Annotated in this window: 17 protein-coding genes; 11 read left to right on the top strand and 6 right to left on the bottom strand. The window is 61.5% G+C overall.

Going from position 1 to position 18976, the window contains the following annotated elements; genetic code table 11:
* Nucleotides 1–18: 18 nt before the first annotated feature.
* From ACWNRM_RS10490 to ACWNRM_RS10450, 9 genes are all read left to right on the top strand, one after another.
* Nucleotides 19–606, top strand: coding sequence for a nucleotide exchange factor GrpE (locus tag ACWNRM_RS10490; protein ID WP_485170737.1), 588 nt, complete (start codon nucleotides 19–21; stop codon nucleotides 604–606).
* Nucleotides 607–735: 129 nt separating this feature from the next.
* Complete coding sequence (gene dnaK / locus ACWNRM_RS10485; protein ID WP_485170736.1) at nucleotides 736–2640, top strand: molecular chaperone DnaK; 1905 nt, start codon at nucleotides 736–738, stop codon at nucleotides 2638–2640.
* Nucleotides 2641–2822: 182 nt separating this feature from the next.
* Entirely contained in the window at nucleotides 2823–3965 is a 1143-nt protein-coding gene (gene dnaJ / locus ACWNRM_RS10480; protein WP_485170735.1) for a molecular chaperone DnaJ, read from the top strand.
* A gap of 5 nt (nucleotides 3966–3970) precedes the next feature.
* Nucleotides 3971–4714 carry a 4-hydroxy-tetrahydrodipicolinate reductase gene (dapB, locus tag ACWNRM_RS10475; protein ID WP_485170734.1) on the top strand — a complete coding sequence of 248 codons (744 nt, stop codon included), beginning with the start codon at nucleotides 3971–3973 and terminating at the stop codon, nucleotides 4712–4714.
* 146 nt (nucleotides 4715–4860) lie between these two features.
* On the top strand, nucleotides 4861–6048 hold the full coding sequence (metK, locus tag ACWNRM_RS10470; protein ID WP_485170733.1) for a methionine adenosyltransferase: 1188 nt from the start codon (nucleotides 4861–4863) through the stop codon (nucleotides 6046–6048).
* 9 nt (nucleotides 6049–6057) lie between these two features.
* Nucleotides 6058–6771 (top strand): tRNA (guanine(46)-N(7))-methyltransferase TrmB, encoded by a 714-nt coding sequence (trmB, locus tag ACWNRM_RS10465; RefSeq protein ID WP_485170810.1) that lies wholly within the window; start codon nucleotides 6058–6060, stop codon nucleotides 6769–6771.
* 24 nt (nucleotides 6772–6795) lie between these two features.
* A complete protein-coding gene (locus ACWNRM_RS10460) occupies nucleotides 6796–8439 on the top strand; it encodes an electron transfer flavoprotein-ubiquinone oxidoreductase (protein WP_485170732.1) in 1644 nt (547 codons plus the stop codon).
* Between the two features lie 59 nt (nucleotides 8440–8498).
* Nucleotides 8499–9248, top strand: a complete 750-nt coding sequence (locus tag ACWNRM_RS10455; protein WP_485170731.1) for an electron transfer flavoprotein subunit beta/FixA family protein — start codon at nucleotides 8499–8501, stop codon at nucleotides 9246–9248.
* Between the two features lie 2 nt (nucleotides 9249–9250).
* Complete coding sequence (locus tag ACWNRM_RS10450; RefSeq protein WP_485170730.1) at nucleotides 9251–10165, top strand: FAD-binding protein; 915 nt, start codon at nucleotides 9251–9253, stop codon at nucleotides 10163–10165.
* A 93-nt stretch (nucleotides 10166–10258) separates the two neighbouring features.
* Here ACWNRM_RS10450 and ACWNRM_RS10445 read toward each other — a convergent pair whose 3' ends face one another.
* Nucleotides 10259–10486: a hypothetical protein gene (locus ACWNRM_RS10445; protein ID WP_485170729.1), complete on the bottom strand. Its 228-nt coding sequence runs from the start codon at nucleotides 10484–10486 to the stop codon at nucleotides 10259–10261.
* 127 nt (nucleotides 10487–10613) lie between these two features.
* Between ACWNRM_RS10445 and ACWNRM_RS10440 the strand changes: the two genes are divergently transcribed.
* Together ACWNRM_RS10440 and ACWNRM_RS10435 are read left to right on the top strand one after the other, a co-directional pair.
* On the top strand, nucleotides 10614–11864 hold the full coding sequence (locus ACWNRM_RS10440) for an allantoate amidohydrolase (protein ID WP_240993426.1): 1251 nt from the start codon (nucleotides 10614–10616) through the stop codon (nucleotides 11862–11864).
* Nucleotides 11865–11905: 41 nt separating this feature from the next.
* On the top strand, nucleotides 11906–13033 hold the full coding sequence (locus tag ACWNRM_RS10435) for a pyridoxal-phosphate-dependent aminotransferase family protein (protein ID WP_122038496.1): 1128 nt from the start codon (nucleotides 11906–11908) through the stop codon (nucleotides 13031–13033).
* A gap of 77 nt (nucleotides 13034–13110) precedes the next feature.
* On the opposite strand, the gene ACWNRM_RS10430 is transcribed toward ACWNRM_RS10435, so the two are convergent.
* Genes ACWNRM_RS10430 through ACWNRM_RS10410 form a run of 5 tightly spaced genes read right to left on the bottom strand, consistent with a single transcriptional unit; the run spans nucleotide 13111 to nucleotide 18710 of the window.
* Nucleotides 13111–13557: a MarR family winged helix-turn-helix transcriptional regulator gene (locus ACWNRM_RS10430; protein WP_485172209.1), complete on the bottom strand. Its 447-nt coding sequence runs from the start codon at nucleotides 13555–13557 to the stop codon at nucleotides 13111–13113.
* A gap of 20 nt (nucleotides 13558–13577) precedes the next feature.
* Nucleotides 13578–15155 (bottom strand): TolC family protein, encoded by a 1578-nt coding sequence (locus ACWNRM_RS10425; RefSeq protein ID WP_485170727.1) that lies wholly within the window; start codon nucleotides 15153–15155, stop codon nucleotides 13578–13580.
* A gap of 28 nt (nucleotides 15156–15183) precedes the next feature.
* Nucleotides 15184–17388: an FUSC family protein gene (locus ACWNRM_RS10420; RefSeq protein WP_485170726.1), complete on the bottom strand. Its 2205-nt coding sequence runs from the start codon at nucleotides 17386–17388 to the stop codon at nucleotides 15184–15186.
* On the bottom strand, nucleotides 17385–18407 hold the full coding sequence (locus ACWNRM_RS10415) for a multidrug transporter subunit MdtN (protein WP_485170725.1): 1023 nt from the start codon (nucleotides 18405–18407) through the stop codon (nucleotides 17385–17387). Before ACWNRM_RS10415 ends, ACWNRM_RS10420 begins: the two co-directional genes overlap by 4 nt.
* Nucleotides 18408–18416: 9 nt before the next feature.
* Complete coding sequence (locus tag ACWNRM_RS10410; protein ID WP_485170724.1) at nucleotides 18417–18710, bottom strand: YtcA family lipoprotein; 294 nt, start codon at nucleotides 18708–18710, stop codon at nucleotides 18417–18419.
* Nucleotides 18711–18976 lie beyond the last annotated feature (266 nt).

The raw sequence follows: 18976 nt of genomic DNA, 5'->3' as shown, positions 1-18976 counted from the left end.
TTCGAGGTTGCGACCACGATGACGACTGAGAATACACTGCACGACGCGCAGAACGACGCCCCGGCACCCGAGACCGCCGAAGCGACCCAGGCCACCGCTGATACAACAGGCCAGACGCCTGAATCACGTATTGCCGAGCTGGAAGCCCAGGTTGAGGAATTCCGCGACAAGTGGATGCGCTCCGAAGCCGAGATGCAGAATTACCGCACCCGCGCCAAGCGCGAAGTGGAAGATGCCCGCCAGTATGCGGTGCAGAAATTCGCCAAGGACGTGGTCGAAGCGGCTGAGAACCTGCAGCGTGGCCTTGCCTCCCTGCCGCCCAAGGCCGAGGGTGAAGAAGGGCTCGTCGCCAAGCTGCGCGAGGGCTTCGAGAGCACGGAACGCTCTTTCCTTGGCATTCTGGAACGCAATGGCATCACCTGCCAGCATCCGGTGGGCGAGGTGTTCGACGCCAATCTGCATCAGGCGATGGCCGAGCAGCCGAGCGACGAACACGCGGACGGTACGGTAATGCAGGCCTGGACCCCCACCTGGACGCTTCATGGCCGTCTGCTCAAGCCCGCCATGGTCGTTGTGGCGAAGGGCGGCAACAAAGCCGCAGAATGAGGCTTGAAACCCTCGTCATGCGCTCCTAGATTTTATCTGTAACCCGCCCCTGCCGAGGCAGGGAGACAAAAACAAGGGCGTTGCCCGGTGCCTGAATGGGCCGGACGACGCCGCTGAGAGGACTGAAATATGAGCAAAGTCATTGGTATTGACCTTGGCACCACGAATTCTTGCGTCGCGATCCGCGAAGGCGATGAGACCAAGGTCATCGAAAACAGCGAAGGCGCACGCACCACGCCGTCCATGGTCGCTTTCACCGCCAACGGTGAGCGTCTCGTCGGACAGGCCGCCAAGCGCCAGGCTGTCACCAACCCTTCCGATACGCTGTATGCCGTCAAGCGTCTGATTGGCCGTCGCTATGACGATCCGACCGTCGCCAAGGACAAGGAAATGGTCCCGTACGAAATCGTACGTGGCGATAACGGCGACGCATGGGTCCGCGCCCGTGGCGAGAACTATGCCCCGTCGCAGATCTCCGCTTTCGTGCTGGGCAAGATGAAGGAAACCGCCGAGGCCTATCTCGGTGAGACCGTTTCCCAGGCCGTCATCACGGTTCCGGCCTACTTCAATGACGCCCAGCGTCAGGCAACGCGCGATGCCGGTCGTATCGCCGGTCTTGAAGTGCTGCGTATCATCAACGAGCCGACCGCTGCCGCTCTGGCCTATGGCCTTGGCAAGCGCGATTCAGGCACGGTGGCCGTGTATGACCTTGGTGGTGGCACGTTCGACGTGTCGATCCTCGAGATCTCTGATGGCGTGATCGAAGTGAAATCCACCAATGGTGACACGTTCCTTGGTGGTGAAGACTTTGATAACCGCATCATTGGCTACCTCGCTGACGAGTTCAAGCGCGACCAGGGCATCGACCTGCGCGGCGACAAGCTGGCTCTGCAGCGTCTGAAGGAAGCCGCCGAGAAGGCCAAGATCGAGCTTTCCTCCTCCAAGGAAACCGAGATCAACCTGCCCTTCATCACGGCTGATGCCTCGGGTCCGAAGCACCTCGTGGTCAAGCTGAGCCGTGCCAAGCTGGAAAGCCTGGTTGAAGATCTGGTGCAGCGTACGCTCGGCCCGTGCCGCGCAGCGCTCAAGGATGCCTCGGTTACCCCGGCTGAAATCGACGAAGTCATTCTCGTTGGTGGCATGACACGTATGCCGAAGGTCATCGAGACCGTGAAGCAGTTCTTCGGCAAGGACCCTGCCCGCAACGTCAACCCTGACGAAGTGGTGGCGATCGGTGCCGCTGTTCAGGGCGCCGTGCTCAAGGGCGACGTGAAGGATGTTCTGCTTCTCGACGTGACCCCGCTTTCGCTGGGCATCGAGACTCTGGGCGGTGTCTTCACCCGTCTGATCGATCGCAACACGACGATCCCGACCAAGAAGAGCCAGACCTTCTCGACGGCTGATGACAACCAGAGCGCTGTGACCATCAAGGTCTATCAGGGCGAGCGCGAAATGGCGGCAGACAACAAGCTGCTTGGTAATTTCGACCTCACCGGGATTGCTCCGGCTCCGCGTGGCGTACCGCAGATCGAGGTCACGTTCGACATCGATGCCAACGGTATCGTCAACGTGTCGGCCAAGGACAAGGCGACCAACAAGGAACAGCAGATCAAGATCCAGGCTTCTGGTGGTCTGAACGATGCCGATATCGACCGTATGGTGAAGGAAGCCGAGGCCAATGCCACGGCAGACAAGGCCAAGCGCGAGATGGTCGAGCAGCGCAACAACGCCGAGGCCCTGATCCATCAGACTGAAAAGTCGCTGACCGAAGCTGGCGACAAGGTTCCGGCAGCTGACAAGGCTGAAGCGGAATCGGCAGTAGCTGCGACCCGTGAAGCCATGAACGGCACGGATCTTGAGGCCCTGAAATCAGCGACCGAGCGTCTGACCCAGGCTGCCATGAAGATTGGTCAGGCTGTCTATGCCCAGTCTCAGGGTGAAGAGGGTGCCGCCGGTGGCGAAGCCCATGCTGCCAAGGACGAAAACGTCGTCGATGCCGATTTCGAGGACGTGGACGACAGCAAGAAGCACTGATCTCCCCAAGGAGGGGTTCGCCCCTCCAGCGGCTCGATGCTTTTGACGCCCGTCCTTCCTGAGGGAAGGGCGGGCGTTTCGCCGTTCAGCCCGACGCGGTTCTACCCGCGTTGCTTTGATTGCCCCCGCTGGTCATTACAGGCCGCATATTCTGATCCCTGGATCTCCTGACGAGGACTCCCATGGCCACCAAGATCGATTTCTACGCTGTTCTTGAAGTCTCCCGCACAGCCTCTGCCGATGAGCTCAAAAAGGCCTATCGCAAGCAGGCCATGCGTTATCATCCTGACCGTAATCCGGGGGATGAAACCGCCGAGCACAAGTTCAAGGAAATCAACGAAGCCTATGATGTTCTGAAAGACGAACAGAAGCGCGCTGCCTATGACCGCTTCGGTCATGCTGCCTTTGAAAATGGCGGTATGGGCGGCGGTGGTTTCGGGGGCGGATTCGGCGGTGGTGGCCTCGATGACATCTTCGAGATGTTTGGCGACATGATGGGGGGCCGCCGTGGCGGCGGTCGTCGTCGCACCGGCAATGACATTCAGGTTCAGGTCGAAATCTCGCTTTCCGAGGCCTATGAAGGTGTCAAGAAGCCGGTCGAAATCCGTACACGCGTCGCCTGCGAAAGCTGCCATGGCACGGGATCGGCTGACAGCAACCCCGGCGACGTTACCTGCCCGACCTGTCATGGCGCCGGTGCCGTGCGTGCGCAGCAGGGCTTTTTTCTGGTCGAGCGTCCCTGCCCCACCTGCAAGGGCTCGGGCAAGGTCGTGCGTAATCCCTGCAAAAGCTGCAAGGGAAGCGGCACAACAGAGCAGACGCGTTCGATCGAGGTTCCCATTCCCGCCGGCGTGGAAGATGGCACACGCATCCGCCTGACGGGCGAAGGCGAAGCCGGTGGCAGCGGTATCCAGCCGGGTGATCTCTATGTGCATATTGCGGTAGGTGGCAGCGACATCTTCCAGCGTGATGGGGCCAACATCTATTGCCGCGTGCCGCTTCGCATGACGCAGGCGGCGCTCGGCACGGAAATCGAGGTGCCTGTCATCGATGGCAGCCGCGCCAAGGTAAAAATCCCTGCCGGCACGCAATCGGGCGAGAATTTCCGCCTGCGTGGCAAGGGCTTCTCGGTGCTGCGCTCCAGCGCACGGGGTGATATGTATATCCAGGTCGCCGTGGAGACACCGCATCATCTCAACGCCCGCCAGAAGGAGCTTCTTGAGGCTTTCGAGGCCGAGGCTGGTGAGGCGCAGGAGCAGGAAAAGGCCAATCCCGAGCACACGGGGTTCTTCGCCAAGGTCAAGGACTTCTTCGAAGGGAAGTAAGAGCCATGCGTATCGGCATTGCAGGTATCACCGGTCGCCTCGGCGCGCTTTGCGTCGAGGAAGTCGCGGCATCCGGGCTTGAGCTCTCCGGTGGGCTGGCACGCAAGGCCGATCCGCAGAAGCGGATCATGACAGATCCGGCTCAGCTGGCGGCGTGCAGCGACGTTGTGATCGATGTCAGCAGCCCGGCTGCGATACTGGCCAATGCCGAAGCCTTCGCGCAGGCCGGCTGCGGCTGGGTGATCGGGACAACAGGGTTCGGCGCCGCGGAAGAACTGGCCATCCGCGCGGCCGCAACGCAGATCCCGGTGCTGCGGGCTGCCAATTTCGCACCCGGCCTGACCATGTTGCTCGATCTGGCACGTCAGCTCGGCGCCAGACTGCCGGCCCATGAATATGATGCTGAAATCCTGGAAACGCATCACCGCCAGAAGCGCGATGCCCCGTCCGGCACGGCCCTCGCCATTGGTGAGCGCCTTGCCGAGGGCCGTGGTGTCGCACTGAACGACGTCATGGAAGTCAATCGCTCAGGCGTACGGGGTGAGGAGGCTATCGGTTTTGCCTCACTGCGGGCCGGGCAGATTGTGGGCGAGCACAGCCTGATCCTGACTTCGGGTACGGAACAGATTACCCTGTCGCATCGTGCCTTCGACCGACGGGTCTTTGCCCAGGGTGCTGTAAAGGCTGCCCGCTTTGTGGCAGGTAAACCTGCCGGGTTATATGAGATGACGGAAATATTCGGCGGCTGAAACGGGACTGCCTTGCGTCTGAAACATAACAAACGCTTGACCCCTGCGGCTGTATGCCTCTAAGGACAGCCCTCTCTTGCGGGTCGGGCGCAGGTTGTCGCACGTCCGTACTCCTTTCTTTCACTCATTCCCTGCGAGGTCCCTGAGTGCGTAACTACGGCGAATTTCTCTTCACATCGGAATCCGTTTCTGAAGGTCATCCGGACAAGGTCTCTGACCGTATCAGCGATACCGTTCTGGACGCCTATCTGGAAGCAGACCCGGAAGCCCGCGTTGCGTGCGAAACCCTCTGCACCACCAACCGTGTCGTTCTGGCCGGTGAAGTTCGTGGTCCTGCTTCGATCACCAGCGAATTGCTGATCGAGCGCGCCCGTCACGCCATCAAGGATATCGGTTACGACCAGGACGGTTTCTCCTGGAAGAACGCTGAAATCACCTCCCTGCTGCACGCGCAGTCCGCCGACATTGCCGTCGGCGTCGATAGCGCTGGCGAGAAGGATGAAGGCGCTGGTGATCAGGGCATCATGTTCGGCTTTGCCACCCGCGAGACCGAGCACCTGATGCCGGCCCCGCTCTTCTATGCGCAGTCGATCCTTGAAAAGGTGCGTGACTACCGCAAGAGCGGCCATGCTCTGGGCGTCGGCCTGCTGCCGGATGCCAAGAGCCAGGTCACGCTGCGCTATGTCGATGGCAAGCCCGTTGGCGCGACTTCGGTCGTGATCTCGACGCAGCATATCGAAGGCATGCGCCAGAACACCATTCGCGAAATGCTGCGCGAAGTGGTCCGTGAAGTCCTGCCGGAAGGCTGGATGTGCCCGGAAGAAGAATTCTACGTCAATCCGACGGGTAACTTCGTGATTGGTGGTCCCGATGGCGATGCGGGCCTGACGGGTCGCAAGATCATTGTCGACACCTACGGTGGTGCAGCCCCCCATGGCGGCGGCGCCTTCTCGGGCAAGGACCCCACCAAGGTTGACCGTTCGGCTGCCTATGCCGCGCGCTACCTGGCCAAGAACGTGGTTGCTGCCGGTCTGTCCGATCGCTGCACCATCCAGCTCAGCTACGCCATTGGCGTGTCCAAGCCGCTCTCGGTCTATGTGGATCTCGATGGCACGGGCAAGGATATCGACGAAGCCCGTCTCGGCAAGCTGCTGAACGAAATGGTCGATCTCTCGCCGCGCGGCATCCGCAAGCATCTGCGCCTGAACCGTCCGATCTATGTGCCGACCTCGGCCTATGGCCATTTCGGTCGCGTGCCCGACCCGGTGCTGGACAACTTCACGTGGGAGCAGACCGATCTGGTCAGCTCGCTGCGCGGTGCCCTCAACCGCTGAGGTCCCCAACTGTCTGACACCTCTCTCAAGTCCCAGCCTGAGCGGCTTTATGGCCGCCAGCGCGGGCACCCGCTCCGCGCCCGCCAGCAGCGCCTTCTCGATGAGGCCCTGCCCAGGCTCCGCCTGAACCCCGAACAGGCCGCCGCTCCGCAGGCCGCCTTCACGGGCGCTCCTGTTCAGGGCGTCTGGCTTGAAATCGGGTTCGGCGGCGGCGAACATGCGCTCGATCAGTCACAGCGCAATCCGGATGTCGGCTATATTGCCGCCGAGGTTTTCGAGAACGGGCTGTGCTCGCTCATGTCCCGCATCGTGCCGGAAGGCGAAGAGGACACGATCACACCGCCGGATCATTTCCGTATCTGGCCCGATGATGCGCGTCAGCTGCTGAAATCCCTGCCCGATGGCTGCCTCGACCGCGCCTATCTGATGTTCCCCGATCCGTGGCCCAAGGCACGCCATGCCAAGCGTCGCTTCATCCACCCGGAGAATATTCGCGAACTGGCCCGCCTGCTGAAGCCCGGCGCCGTCTGGCGCGTTGCGAGCGATCATCCCGTCTATCAGGACTGGGTGTTCGAGATCATGGGCGCGCAGGATCTGTTCGATGCGCCCCCGCCTGCCAAAGGCGAGCGCCCCGAAGGCTGGTCACCCACACGCTATGAAGCCAAGGCCTACCGCGAAGGCCGCGTGCCGTTCTACTGGACGTTCACGCGCCGCGGTGCCTGATACCGAGTTGGATCGGAACACCGCATGAGCACGCAAATCGAACGCGAGGAAATGGAATTCGACGTGGTGATCGTCGGCGGAGGCCCTGCCGGCCTTTCCGCCGCCATCCGACTGCGTCAACTCATGCCGGAAGCCACGATCTGCCTTGTTGAAAAAGGCAGCGAAATTGGGGCGCATATCGTCTCGGGTGCAGTGATCGAACCTCGCGCCCTGGCCGAGCTCTTCCCCGACTGGCAGGAACGCGGCGCACCGCTGAAAACCCCGGTGACGGAAGAAAAAGTGCTTTTCCTGACCGAAAAGCGCGGCTTCGTCATCCCCTTCATCGACAAGCTCATGCCCGCCATGGCCAATCACGGCAATTATGTCGTGTCCCTGGGCGAGGTCTGCCGCTGGCTCGGCACCCAGGCCGAGGAGATGGGCGTTGAGATCTACCCCGGCTTTGCCGCCGCCGAACCCTATATCGAGGATGGCCGCCTGTGCGGTGTCATCACCGGTGATATGGGCGTCACGCGTGAGGGCGAGCAGGGGCCGAACTTCGCACCCGGCATGATCCTGCGGGCAAAACAGACCATCCTGACCGAGGGCGTGCGCGGCTCGATCAGCCAGCGCGTGATGAAGCAGTTCAATCTGCGTCAGGGTGTGGACCCGCAGACCTATGGGCTGGGCATCAAGGAAGTCTGGGAAATCCCGGCCGAGAAGCACAAGCCCGGCTTCGTGCAGCACAGCTTTGGCTGGCCGATGGATGACGGCACCTATGGCGGCGCCTGGCTCTATCATTTTGGCGAAAACCTCGTCTCCTACGGTTTTGTCACCGGGCTGGATTACAGCAATACCTGGCTCTCTCCCTTTCAGGAGATGCAGCGCCTCAAGACCCATCCTGAATTTGCGAAGCATCTCGAAGGCGGTCGCCGTCTGATCTATGGCGCGCGTGCCCTGTCAGAGGGTGGCTTCCAGTCCCTGCCGCGTCTGTCCTTTCCGGGTGGCGTTCTGGCGGGTGATTCCGCAGGCTTCCTGAACATGCCCAAGATCAAGGGCACGCATACAGCCATGAAATCCGGCATGCTGGCCGCCGAAGCCGTGGCCGAGGCGCTGGGGGGCGAAGGCCCCTGCGAGGCCACGAGCTACACGCGCCGTTTCAAGAGTTCATGGCTGTTCAAGGAGTTGTTCGAGGCCCGCAATGTGCGCCCCGCCTTTGCCCGCTGGGGCAATCGCCTTGGCGCGCTCTATGCCGGGATCGACAGCCTGATTTTCCGTGGCCGCGCACCCTGGACGCTGCATTTCCGTCATACGGATCATGAAGCGCTCAAGCCTGCCGAGCAGTGCAAGCCCATTGCCTATCCAAAGCCGGATGGCACGCTGACCTTCGATCTCACCTCGTCGGTGTTCCTGTCGGGCACCAATCATGAGGAGGACCAGCCGGTCCACCTGAAGCTGCGTGACCCGTCGAAATGGCTGCCGGTCAACTGGGGCATTTTCCGCTCGCCTGAAAGCCGCTACTGCCCGGCCGGTGTGTATGAGGCGCTGGAGGAAAACAGCACCATGCGCCTGCAGATCAACGCGCAGAACTGCGTGCACTGCAAGACCTGCGACATCAAGGATCCGACGCAGAATATCGACTGGTGTGTGCCCGAAGGGGCCGGTGGACCGAATTATCCTGTCGGTATGTGATTTTGAGTCGCAATAAGGTATGAACCCTGACGACAAATTCCAGGATCGGCGAGAAACAGATGAAGATAGTGGTCCCGGTCAAGCGGGTGGTGGATTACAACATCAAGCCCCGCGTCAAGGCCGATAACAGCGGCGTCGACACGCAAGGCGTGAAGATGTCGATGAATCCCTTCGATGAAATTGCTGTCGAAGAAGCCGTCAGGCTTCGCGAAAAAGGCGCTGCCTCCGAAATCGTGGTGGTGACCATCGGCGTGGCCGAGGCGCAGCCCGTTTTGCGTACGGCCATGGCCATGGGTGCCGATCGTGCCATTCTGGTGCAGACCGACGCCGAACTGGAGCCGCTGGCTGTCGCCAAGCTGCTCAAGGCCATTGTGGATCGCGAAAATCCCGGTCTGGTCATCATGGGCAAGCAGGCCATTGATGACGATATGAATGCGACCGGCCAGATCCTGGCGGCACGTCTCAACTGGCCGCAGGGCACGTTTGCCAGCTCGGTTGCCGTCGAGGACGGACGCATCACCGTGGTGCGTGAAGCCGATGGCGGGCTCGAAACAGTGCGTCTGGCACTCCCGGCCGTGGTCACCACCGATCTGCGCCTCAACGAGCCGCGCTATGCCACCATGCCCAACATCATGAAGGCCAAGAAGAAGCCGCTCGAAACCATCGCTGCCGATACGCTGGGCGTGGACATCACGCCGCGTCTGGAGACGGTGAAGGTGGTCGAGCCGCCCGTGCGTCAGGCCGGTATCAAGGTATCGAGCGTTACCGAGCTGGTTGGCAAGCTGCGTGACGAAGCAAAGGTGATCTGATCATGACAACTCTGGTTCTGATCGAAGCCGAAGGCACTGCCATCAAGAAGGCAAGCCTCTCCGCCGTTGCCGCAGCCCGCCATTTCGGTGCGGTCGATGTACTGCTGATCGGCACAGAAGGTGCCCAGGAAGCCGCGAAGATCGAGGGGATCACCCGCGTTCTTCATGCGGACTCCACACCGCATCTGGCCGAGTGCATTGCCGCCCTGATTGCCGATCGCGCCAAGGATTACGATCATATCGTTTCCGCCGCGACGGCCTATGGCAAGAACACCCTGCCCCGTGTCGCAGGTCTGCTGGATGTGCAGCCGATCACTGAAGTGGTCGAGATCATCGACGCCGATACCTTCGTGCGTCCGATCTATGCCGGTAGCGCACTCTCCACCGTGCGGTCGCGCGATGCGATCAAGGTGCTGACCGTGCGTAACGCCAATTTCGAGGCCGCCAAGCTGGGCGACGCCTCGGCGCCGATCGAAGCCGTCTCTGCTGCGGTCGAGGTGCCGGACGCCGAATATGTTGGCATCGAGCTGACTCATTCCGACCGCCCCGAACTGGAATCGGCTCGTGTGGTGATCTCGGGTGGGCGCGGCCTGAAGGATGCAGCCAATTTCAAGCTGCTCGAGCCTGTGGCTGACAAGTTGGGCGCTGCCATTGGTGCGTCGCGCGCGGCGGTGGATGCCGGGTTTGCCCCGAACGAAATGCAGGTCGGTCAGACCGGTAAGATCGTGGCCCCTGATCTCTATATCGCTGTCGGTCTTTCAGGCGCCATCCAGCATCTGGCAGGCATGAAGGACAGCCGCGTGATCGTGGCGATCAACATGGATCCCGAAGCCCCGATCTTCAACGTGGCCGATTACGGCCTCGTGGGCGATCTGTTCGAGATCCTGCCCCAGCTCAAGGCCGAACTGGGCGCCTGAACACGTCCCGAACCTGCCCCTTTTTCAGCGAGGCAGGTTCGGTTCCCGACGGCCAGATCGTTCTGGCTCGTAGTCTGGCGCCAGAACGCCGCATTACTCCTCTCCGGTCGGATGCACTACGCAGGGGAAGGCTGTTCTCCCAGTCTCGCAACGCCCCATCGCGATACGCGGCAGCGACGCATCCTGCTTGTGCCAATACGGTTCGGGAGGGAGGCCAGTCCTACCGGCGATAAGCGGCTTGCCAGCGCTCTTCAGCAAGACGGTATCGAACCGATCTGATTTCACGCGCCCGCAAGCCGTATCGAGGTCGAGCGCGCTCATAACCCCGCCATGATTGCCGCCATACCGAAGCGCTTCACAACACCGATCGTGCCTGGACGGAACGGAATCTTTCCTGCGGGACAGCTTTCCATTGTTTTTCGGCGTCGCATGGGACATGCTTGTATACATGACCCAGATCATGGACATTCAGGCAGGCGGCGCCCGTGCCCGGGCGCGTTGCGACGAACTCGGTATCGCTCCCTATAGCGACCAGAGTGACGGACTCTTTCGCCCCTATCTCGGCCCGGCGCACAGGGCCACAATTGGCAGACTGGCCCAGTGGATGGACCAGGCGGGCATGAGTGTTGAAACCGATGCCGTGGGAAATCTCGTCGGGCATTATGCGGGTGTGACACCCGACGCACCCGTTCTGCTGATCGGCTCGCATGTGGACAGCGTGCGTGATGGTGGGCGCTATGACGGCATGCTGGGTGTGTTGCTCGGCATCGAGACCGTGGCCTATTTCAACGAACGCGGCCTCAGACTGCCTTTTGCGCTTGAGGTCATCGGTTTCGGAGATGAGGAAGGCTCCCGTTTTCCCACCTATATGATGGGCTCACGCTCTGCTGCCGGCATGAAGCAGCAGATCGATGACAGCATCACCGATCGCGATGGCGTGTCACTGCGTCAGGCCCTTGCGGATTGGGGGTTGGATGTCTCGCGCTTTCATACTGCCAGACGGCAGAACGTTTTCGCCTATATCGAAGCGCATATCGAGCAGGCCCCCCATCTGGAGCGCGCCAGTCTGCCGCTCGGTCTGGTGCGGGGCATCGCCTCTCAATATCGCTTCCGCGTCACGCTGACAGGCGAGGCCGACCACGCCGGAACGGCCATGCACGAACGTCGCGATGCCCTGGCCGCCGCCGCCGAGGCAATTTCGGCCATCGAGCGCATCGGCGCACAGGACCCGGTCGATCTCGTGACGACAGTGGGCTGGCTGACTGTCGAGAACGGCGCCCCCAATATCGTGCCGGGCAAGGTCGCTCTGACCATCGACATCCGGGCGGTGACACCCGGTGTGCGTGAAAGCGCTGCCCAGGAAGTCAGTGACACGCTGCAGGCCATCTGCACACGCAGGCGCATCCGTCTCGATATCGAGCGCATACAGGATCTGGCTGGCGCGCTTTGCGATGAACGCCTGACATCCCTGCTTGGCCGCGCTGTGGAAGAACGGCAGGGCACCACGCCCCCCATGCTGCTCAGCCAGGCCGGGCATGATGCCATGATCATGGCCAATCTCGCCCCCATGACCATGCTGTTCATCCGCTGCAAGGGCGGAATCAGCCACAACCCCGCAGAATCTGTCGATGACGCCGATGTCGAGGCGGCGCATCAGGCCCTGGTGACCTTCGTCACGCGACTTGGAGAAACGATGTGAGCAGTTTTTTCGGTGAGATCAACCCGCCGCAGCGCCTTCTGATGGGGCCGGGCCCCATCAATGTGCATCCGCGCGTGCTGCGGGCCATGGGGGCGGACATGCTCGGCCAGTTCGATCCCGAGATGACCGATTACATGAACCAGACGATGGCGCTTTATCGTCAGGTGTTCATGACCGAAAACCGCTGGACATTCCTGATCGACGGCTCAGCCCGCGCCGGTATCGAGGCCGCCCTGACCTCACTGATCGAGCCGGGCGCCAAGGTTCTGCTCATCCGCTCCGGGCGTTTTGGCATGTTGCTGGGCGAGATTGCCGAGCGCCTTGGTGCCGAGATTGCCACGATCGATCTGGAATGGGGTCAGGTCGCCACGCTCGATCAGATCGAGGCCGCGCTAGCCGAGCACCGTCCCGCCGTGTTTGCCGCCATTCATGGCGACACCTCCACCACCACGGCACAGCCGCTTGAAGGCGTCGGCGCACTCTGCCGCCGCTATGGTGCCCTTTCCTATGTCGATGCCACAGCAACACTCGGTGGTATGCCGGTCCGCACCGATGAATGGCAGATCGACGTGGTTTCGGCTGGCCTGCAGAAATGCATGGGCGGCCCGCCGGGCAGCGCACCCATCACGATCTCTGACCGGGCAGCCGAGTTCATTTTCTCACGCCGCAAGGTCGAGAGCGGTATTCGTCGTGATGACATCAGCGATGGCACGCGCCCGTTCATCCGCTCAAACTATTTCGACCTCGCCATGGTCATGGATTACTGGTCCGAAAAACGCCTGAACCACCATACCGAAGCCACGTCGATGCTCTACGCCGCACGCGAATGTGCCCGTCTGGTGCTTGAGGAGGGGCTGGAGAACCGCTTCGCCCGTCATGTGGCTGCCGGCAAGGCGATGTCTGAAGGGCTGCGTGGTCTTGGCCTGACGCTCTATGGTCAGGATGCGTATCGTATGAGCAATGTCACCGGGGTCTATATCCCTGAAGGCATTGATGGCGAGCGTGTGCGGGCCCGTATGCGCGACGAATACCAGATCGAGATCGGCACCGCATTTGGTCCGCTGGTGGGCAAGATCTGGCGTCTGGGCGCGATGGGCTACAATGCCGAGCAGCACAAGGTGCGTCTGACCCTGGCCGCTCTCAAGGCTGTTCTGGAAAGCGAGGCCTGACCACTCTCGCAGGCCAGGTGAGACCCGAGCCATTCGATCAGGGCTCGGCCGACCCGGCCCGGTTGATCCTGGCCGGACTAATCCAGACCGGGGCCATTCAGTCGGCTGTGAATCCGGGCGATCACTCTGCGGGTAATCGCCAGTTCCTCAGCATCGATCCCTTCGGTGACGGTCTGCTCGATAACCCGTGAGAAACGCAGGACCTCATCAAGGCGCCCAGCACCTTCCGGGGTGATCTGCACGTAGAAGGCCCGTCGGTCTGCCTCATCGGGCTCACGGGTTATGAAGCCCTTTTCCTCAAGCGTGCGGAGGATGCGCACCATGGAGGATTTGTCGAGCAGAAGGGCTTCGGCAATTTCCTTGGGGTGCATGGGGCGACCATATCGCTGCAATTCCAGCAGGGGCTGCCATGTCGCATCGGTCAGATCATGAGGGCGTAGCCTGACATCAAGGATCTGCCGCCAGCGCCGGGCAATCAGCCCCATCATGCGTCCCAGAGTCAGGCTCTCTTCTACTGTGCTCACCGGGGTGCTCACCGGGGCGCTCACCGGGGCGCTGCCGTATTCATGTCGTCGGGCATGTTGTTCGCCAGATCAAGCTGCCCGGTTGCATGGGCCAGCGCTGCCGCCTTGGTAAACGCCTGAGCAACACTTACGGCAAGCGATGCCTGCGCCTCGAACAGGGCCGCAGCTGCTGTAGATGCATCCGTCATGGTGCCAACCCCATGCGCATAGGCCTGACTGGCCCCTTCATTGGCCGTGCGGGCGGCATCGTTCAGAACACGGGCGGATTTTACCTGGGCAAGCGCCGTTTCAAGCGCATCCTGACTGTCAGCCACCTGCCGCTCGACGCTCAGACGATCCTTGAGAAGGGTCGCCTCGGCTGCATCATGCTGCGACTGCGCCATGTGGATGGCATTGGCACGCAAGCCCCCCTGATAGATTGGCCAGCTGACCTGAAGAAAAGCCCCGGCTTCCGGCTGTGCAATGGCCGAGGCCGGCGCCGAGCGACCCGTTCCATAGGTCTTGAGCGCCCCCAGATAGCCTGACATTGTTCCGGCAAAGGCAACACGCGGCATCAGCGCGGCCTTGGATTCCGCAATGGCTTCGTCGGACGCGCGCAATCTGGCAATATCGGCCAGAAGATCGGGCCGCGACGCCAGAGCCTGATCCACAAGCTGCCTGATCTGACCCGGAGAACTCTGGGGCAGGGCCTGTACAGGCATCGGTTCTATCTCGAGCGGCAGGGTGGCAGGCAGGCCGGTCACCTCCAGCAGGGCATGATGGGCGCCATGCTCGGCATCGACCGCCTTGTCCAGATCGAAACGTGCCTGAGCCAGATTGCGCTGCGCCGTAGCCACATCGACGATCGTTGCTTCGCCATGCTCATGACGCGACTGCGCAGCACGCAGCAAAAGCGCCATATTATCCACGGCATGGTGAGAGGCCGCGACAATGGCCTGCGCCGCCTGCTGGCTGTGATACGCGCTGATCACATCCAGAATGAGTTGCTGATGAACCGCCGAAAAGCCGAAATTGGCGGCAAGCGTCTGGAATTTCGCTTCATTGATCCTGGCCCGCGTGCGGCCAAAATCGAGAAGCAGATAATCAAGCTCAAGCTTGGGGAACGCCGCTGCGCCATTCGATGTCAGATAACCGCGGCTCGACAGATAATTGGGCAGGGGGAGTGCCATGCGCTGGAAACCGCCCATGGCCGAAAAAGTAAGCTGGGGCAGCATGGCGGCACGCGACATACCGACACCGATGGCCGCCTGCCGCGCGCTCTCCCACGCAATGCGCGTGCGCGGGTTGTTGCGCTCAGCCAGATCGATCAACTGCGGCAGCGACAACACATGATCCTGTCCCTCCGGCAAGGCATGCTGCGCATGGCCGGCGCTGGATGATGCCCCTCCAACCCCCTTGCCTGTTGGCCAGTCGGGAGAAGGATTGCGTATGTCGGGCGGCAGGGTGAGACCCGTCGCCCCGTGGGGATGCCACGCGTGATCGGCACTCTGCGGCGCCAGATCGCGCGTGTCATTGCATCCGGCCAGCATCGCACCGAGCATCAGAAGAGAAATACCGCGCAACAGGAGGGTGCGGTGTGAGACGAGGTTTGGGGTCATCGGAAAAATCCGTGCTGCATGGCGGGCATCAGGCCTGTTCTGTCATGGCGCCCTGTCCGGGCCGTGCTTCAGCGTCAGGGTCATAGCGCTGGATAATCAGTCTCAGCCCCTCATCGAGCAGGCCGAACCACACCATGCGCTGGGGGTCATGAGGCAACAGGGGCAGGGGTGGCAGACGCATCTGAAGGGCAAGACCGTCGTGGCCGTCTTCCAGCCATTGCGCCAATTCGCTGAACCATCCCGCAAGCTGATCGACCTGCGCCTGTGCCATGTCGTCAGGTTCGCGCCTCACATCCGAGATGACGGCCACGGGAATGGAAAGAAGCTGGATGTCACGCACAAGGGGCAGGGTGATATCGGGAATGAAGGCGTTGCCCTTCAGGCGCTCTTCCTCGAAAGGCGCATTGCGCAGGGCCATACGCGTTGCAGCAATGGCGCGACCGAATTTCTCGCGTTCCATTTCCTGCCCGATATCGACAGCCTGCTCAGGATGCTTGCGCCGCAAGGCTATCAGCCCGCCCAGCTGGCGCACCGCTCCAACCAGATGGCTGCGCGCCACATTGGTCGCACTCACCGGCCATAGCGCCGCGGCCATCAGATACACGACGACATTACCGATCAGGATACCCACAACGCGGTTGCGCGCCGTCTCCATGTCCAGCGTCGGGCCATAGCCCTGCAGGATGGTCATGAAATAGGCCATCGCAATCTGCACGCCGGCATAGGAGATGCGCTCGCTGCCGCTCTTGATCCAGCCTGCGAAGGCAGCCACCGGGATCACCACCAGAATGAGATCGAGAACATCAGTGAGGGATGGCATGAGGGTAAGGATGGTGCCAATGCCGCATACCGCCCCGATCATGGCGCCCGTGACACGCAGGAGCATCTTGTGAACGGAGTCACCCACTGTGCCGAGGGAGACAAGAAAGCACGTCACGACGCAGGTCTGGATACCCGGCCAGGAGGTAAAACGCGTGATGGCGTAACAGATGACCACGGAAAGCGCGATCCGTATGGCCGCCTGCGGATAGGCCGGGTTCGTGAAGGCATCCGGCTTGAAAAAACTGCGGGCCGCCGCCTTGATTTCAGGCGCAAACTGGGCGGCAGTCGTCTCGGGGCGGACAAGCAGGCCGTGAATGATGGTGACTGAACGAATGAATTCACTGGCCAGCGGGTAGAGCTTCGGATCATCGCTGAATTCATCGGCAAGACGTTGGAGCGCAGCCTCATCAAAATCGATCACGGCCACGTTGTCGCGCCCCTGTCGATAGACAGCACCGCACTGCTCCACGATCAGCCCCATACGGTGCAGGAAGGCCGTGCCTCGCCCGGTTGTATCGAGCCGACTCCAGGCCAGCAGGATCATGACAAGACGGGCCGTATTGCGGATCATCGCAATCCCGACATGACGGCTCGTGATTTCAGGATGAAGCTTGATGCTCAGGTCATGAAACTGGCGCAGCGAGGCCACGCCCTGATCGGCCAGTGAGGCAATCTGGCGCATCTGGGCCGTCTCAGGTCGTGCCCCGGTTTCGCACCCCTGTGCCACGGCGCGGAAGCGCTGTGCGAGCCCGGCCCGCAGCATGGTGAGCGGATCATGCCCGGCCAGGCGATTGACCACCGCAATGATCGACAGCGCGATGACAAACACCACGCCGACCCATAGCAGGGTATGCAGCATGGCCTCTTCGGGCGGCATGAACGCCGCATCGGGCACGGCACTATCGGTCGTATTGCCAATGAACCCGTCCAGCGAATAGCCGACATTCTGCAGCATATCCGCGCTCATGGTCATGTAGACGATCCAGAAGAGCAGGATATTGGCCAAAGACCCCATGGTCATGGCCTGTGACAGAAACCCTGCTGCGAGAGTCAGCAGAAGCATCAGGGGCAGGCGTAGTCCGGGCTCGGACAGGCTGAGCATCAGGAAAAGGATTGTCAGCCCGGTGCCTGCCACAATCACTGCCCCGCCCATCAGCGCCGTGCTGGTATTGGAGGCAGCGTCATTGCCGGACAGGAAGAAGCAGATGAAGACCAGAACCGGCAGATCGGGAATGCGGAACGTCTCGCCGATCAGGATCGTGACAATCACCTGAAAGACGAGCAGGGCCGTGTTGCGTGCCCGACCGGGAGATGGCGCCATTTCCTTTTTGAGGAAGGCAAAGGTCGATGGCGTTTCCTCGCGCCAGATCCTTCGCCTTGGCAGCACCAGCGCCTGCTCGGCGGTGTTCATCGCATCACGACCACAACCAGAGTGCCTCCGATGCGCATCAGGTCAGTCGGGGGATTATCAAGCCGGATACGAACCGGAAAACGCTGTGCGATGCGCACCCAGTTCAGGGTGCGCGGCACCTTGGGCAGGCCATTGGCGCTCATCCCCTCATCGGGCACAACACCGGCATTGAGACTTTCGAGCGTGCCACTGATGGGTGTGCCGGGCTGCGCCATGGCATACACCGTCACCTTCTGGCCCGGCGCCAGCCCGGCGAGCTGCGTCTCGCGGAAATTCGCGATGGCCCACCATTTCTCATCATCGACCAGCGTAAAGACTGGCTTGCCCGTCGTGGCGTATTCACCAGCGGCCACATTAAGGTCGGTCACGATGCCATCACAGGGTGCCCTGACCGTGGTCAGACGCAGGTCACGCTCTGCCTCACGCAAGGCCGCCTGGGCCGCTGCCAGATCGGCACGCAGGGGTGCCACACTGCGCACAGCCTGACGGGCAGCAACAGCCGATTGCAGGGCAGATTGCAGGCTTGCCTCGGCACTGCGTGTTTCAGCCCGTGCCTGATCCAGCGCCTCACGGGTCACGAAACCCTGCTTCTCAAGAGGGGACAGGCGCGCCTGTGTGGCCTGGGCAAGGGTCAGCCGCGCCCGCGCACTGGTTACCGAGCTGGCCTCGGCACCGGCATGGGATATCTGGGAACTGACCTGACTGGTCTGCACGTCAATCTGGGCCTGCAGACCATCGACCTGCGCCTGCGCCTGCTGCACACGGTAGGTGTAAGGCTCAGGATCAATCACATACAGGATGTCGCCGCGCCTGACCTTCTGGTTGTCGTGAACCGGCAGGGAAACGATGCGTCCACTCACTTCAGGTGCGAGGTGGACGATATTGGCCGCGATATAGGCGTCTTCAGTGCGGGGCCGACTGTGCAGGCGATCCAGCACCAGAAAGCCCAGAATCACACAGGCCGCCAGCAACAGGATAAGGAGCGAGATACCGCCGATGCGGGATGGAAGAGAGCGCATGGACACCGCCTAGTGACCGAAAAACACAAGCCAGACCACGAAGGTGATGGCGACCATGAAAGCGAGATAGGTCAGCATCGGGGCAGGCACAGCCTGCTGGAGCCCGACAACCCCGATGACAGCGCGCAGCAGAGCGGCTGCTACGGCACCGATCGTGGCACACAGCATCCATGACGGGAAAAACGATCCCAGCACATCCTGCAACGGCGCCCGTGTACAGCCCCCAAGGCCAAGCGCCATGAAAAACGGGAGTGACCGCCACAGGGCCGAACCTGGTCGGCTGGGATAGGAGGTGAGGCGCATGGTTGGCTCGTCGATCCTGATGATGAGATCTGAACCATGACACAGATATGGTTTACATATCAACCATATTGATAGAGCGTTTTCTTTGCTGATTGAATCATTTGGGATTCCCAATCTGTGTGTGATCTGATTCAAGGTAACGGCCGGGATGGAGGCCGGCGCTGGATGTCGTCACGCACCCTGTCTCTGGATTTACGCGCCCGCGTTGTCGCGGCGGTTTCAAAGGGCCTGTCCCGCCGGCAGGCTGCCGAGCGCTTCGGCGTCAG

Source organism: Asaia sp. A2 (genome assembly GCF_057319415.1).
The sequence above is the reverse complement of the archived record's forward strand: the minus strand, read 5'-3'. Positions and strand labels throughout refer to the sequence as shown.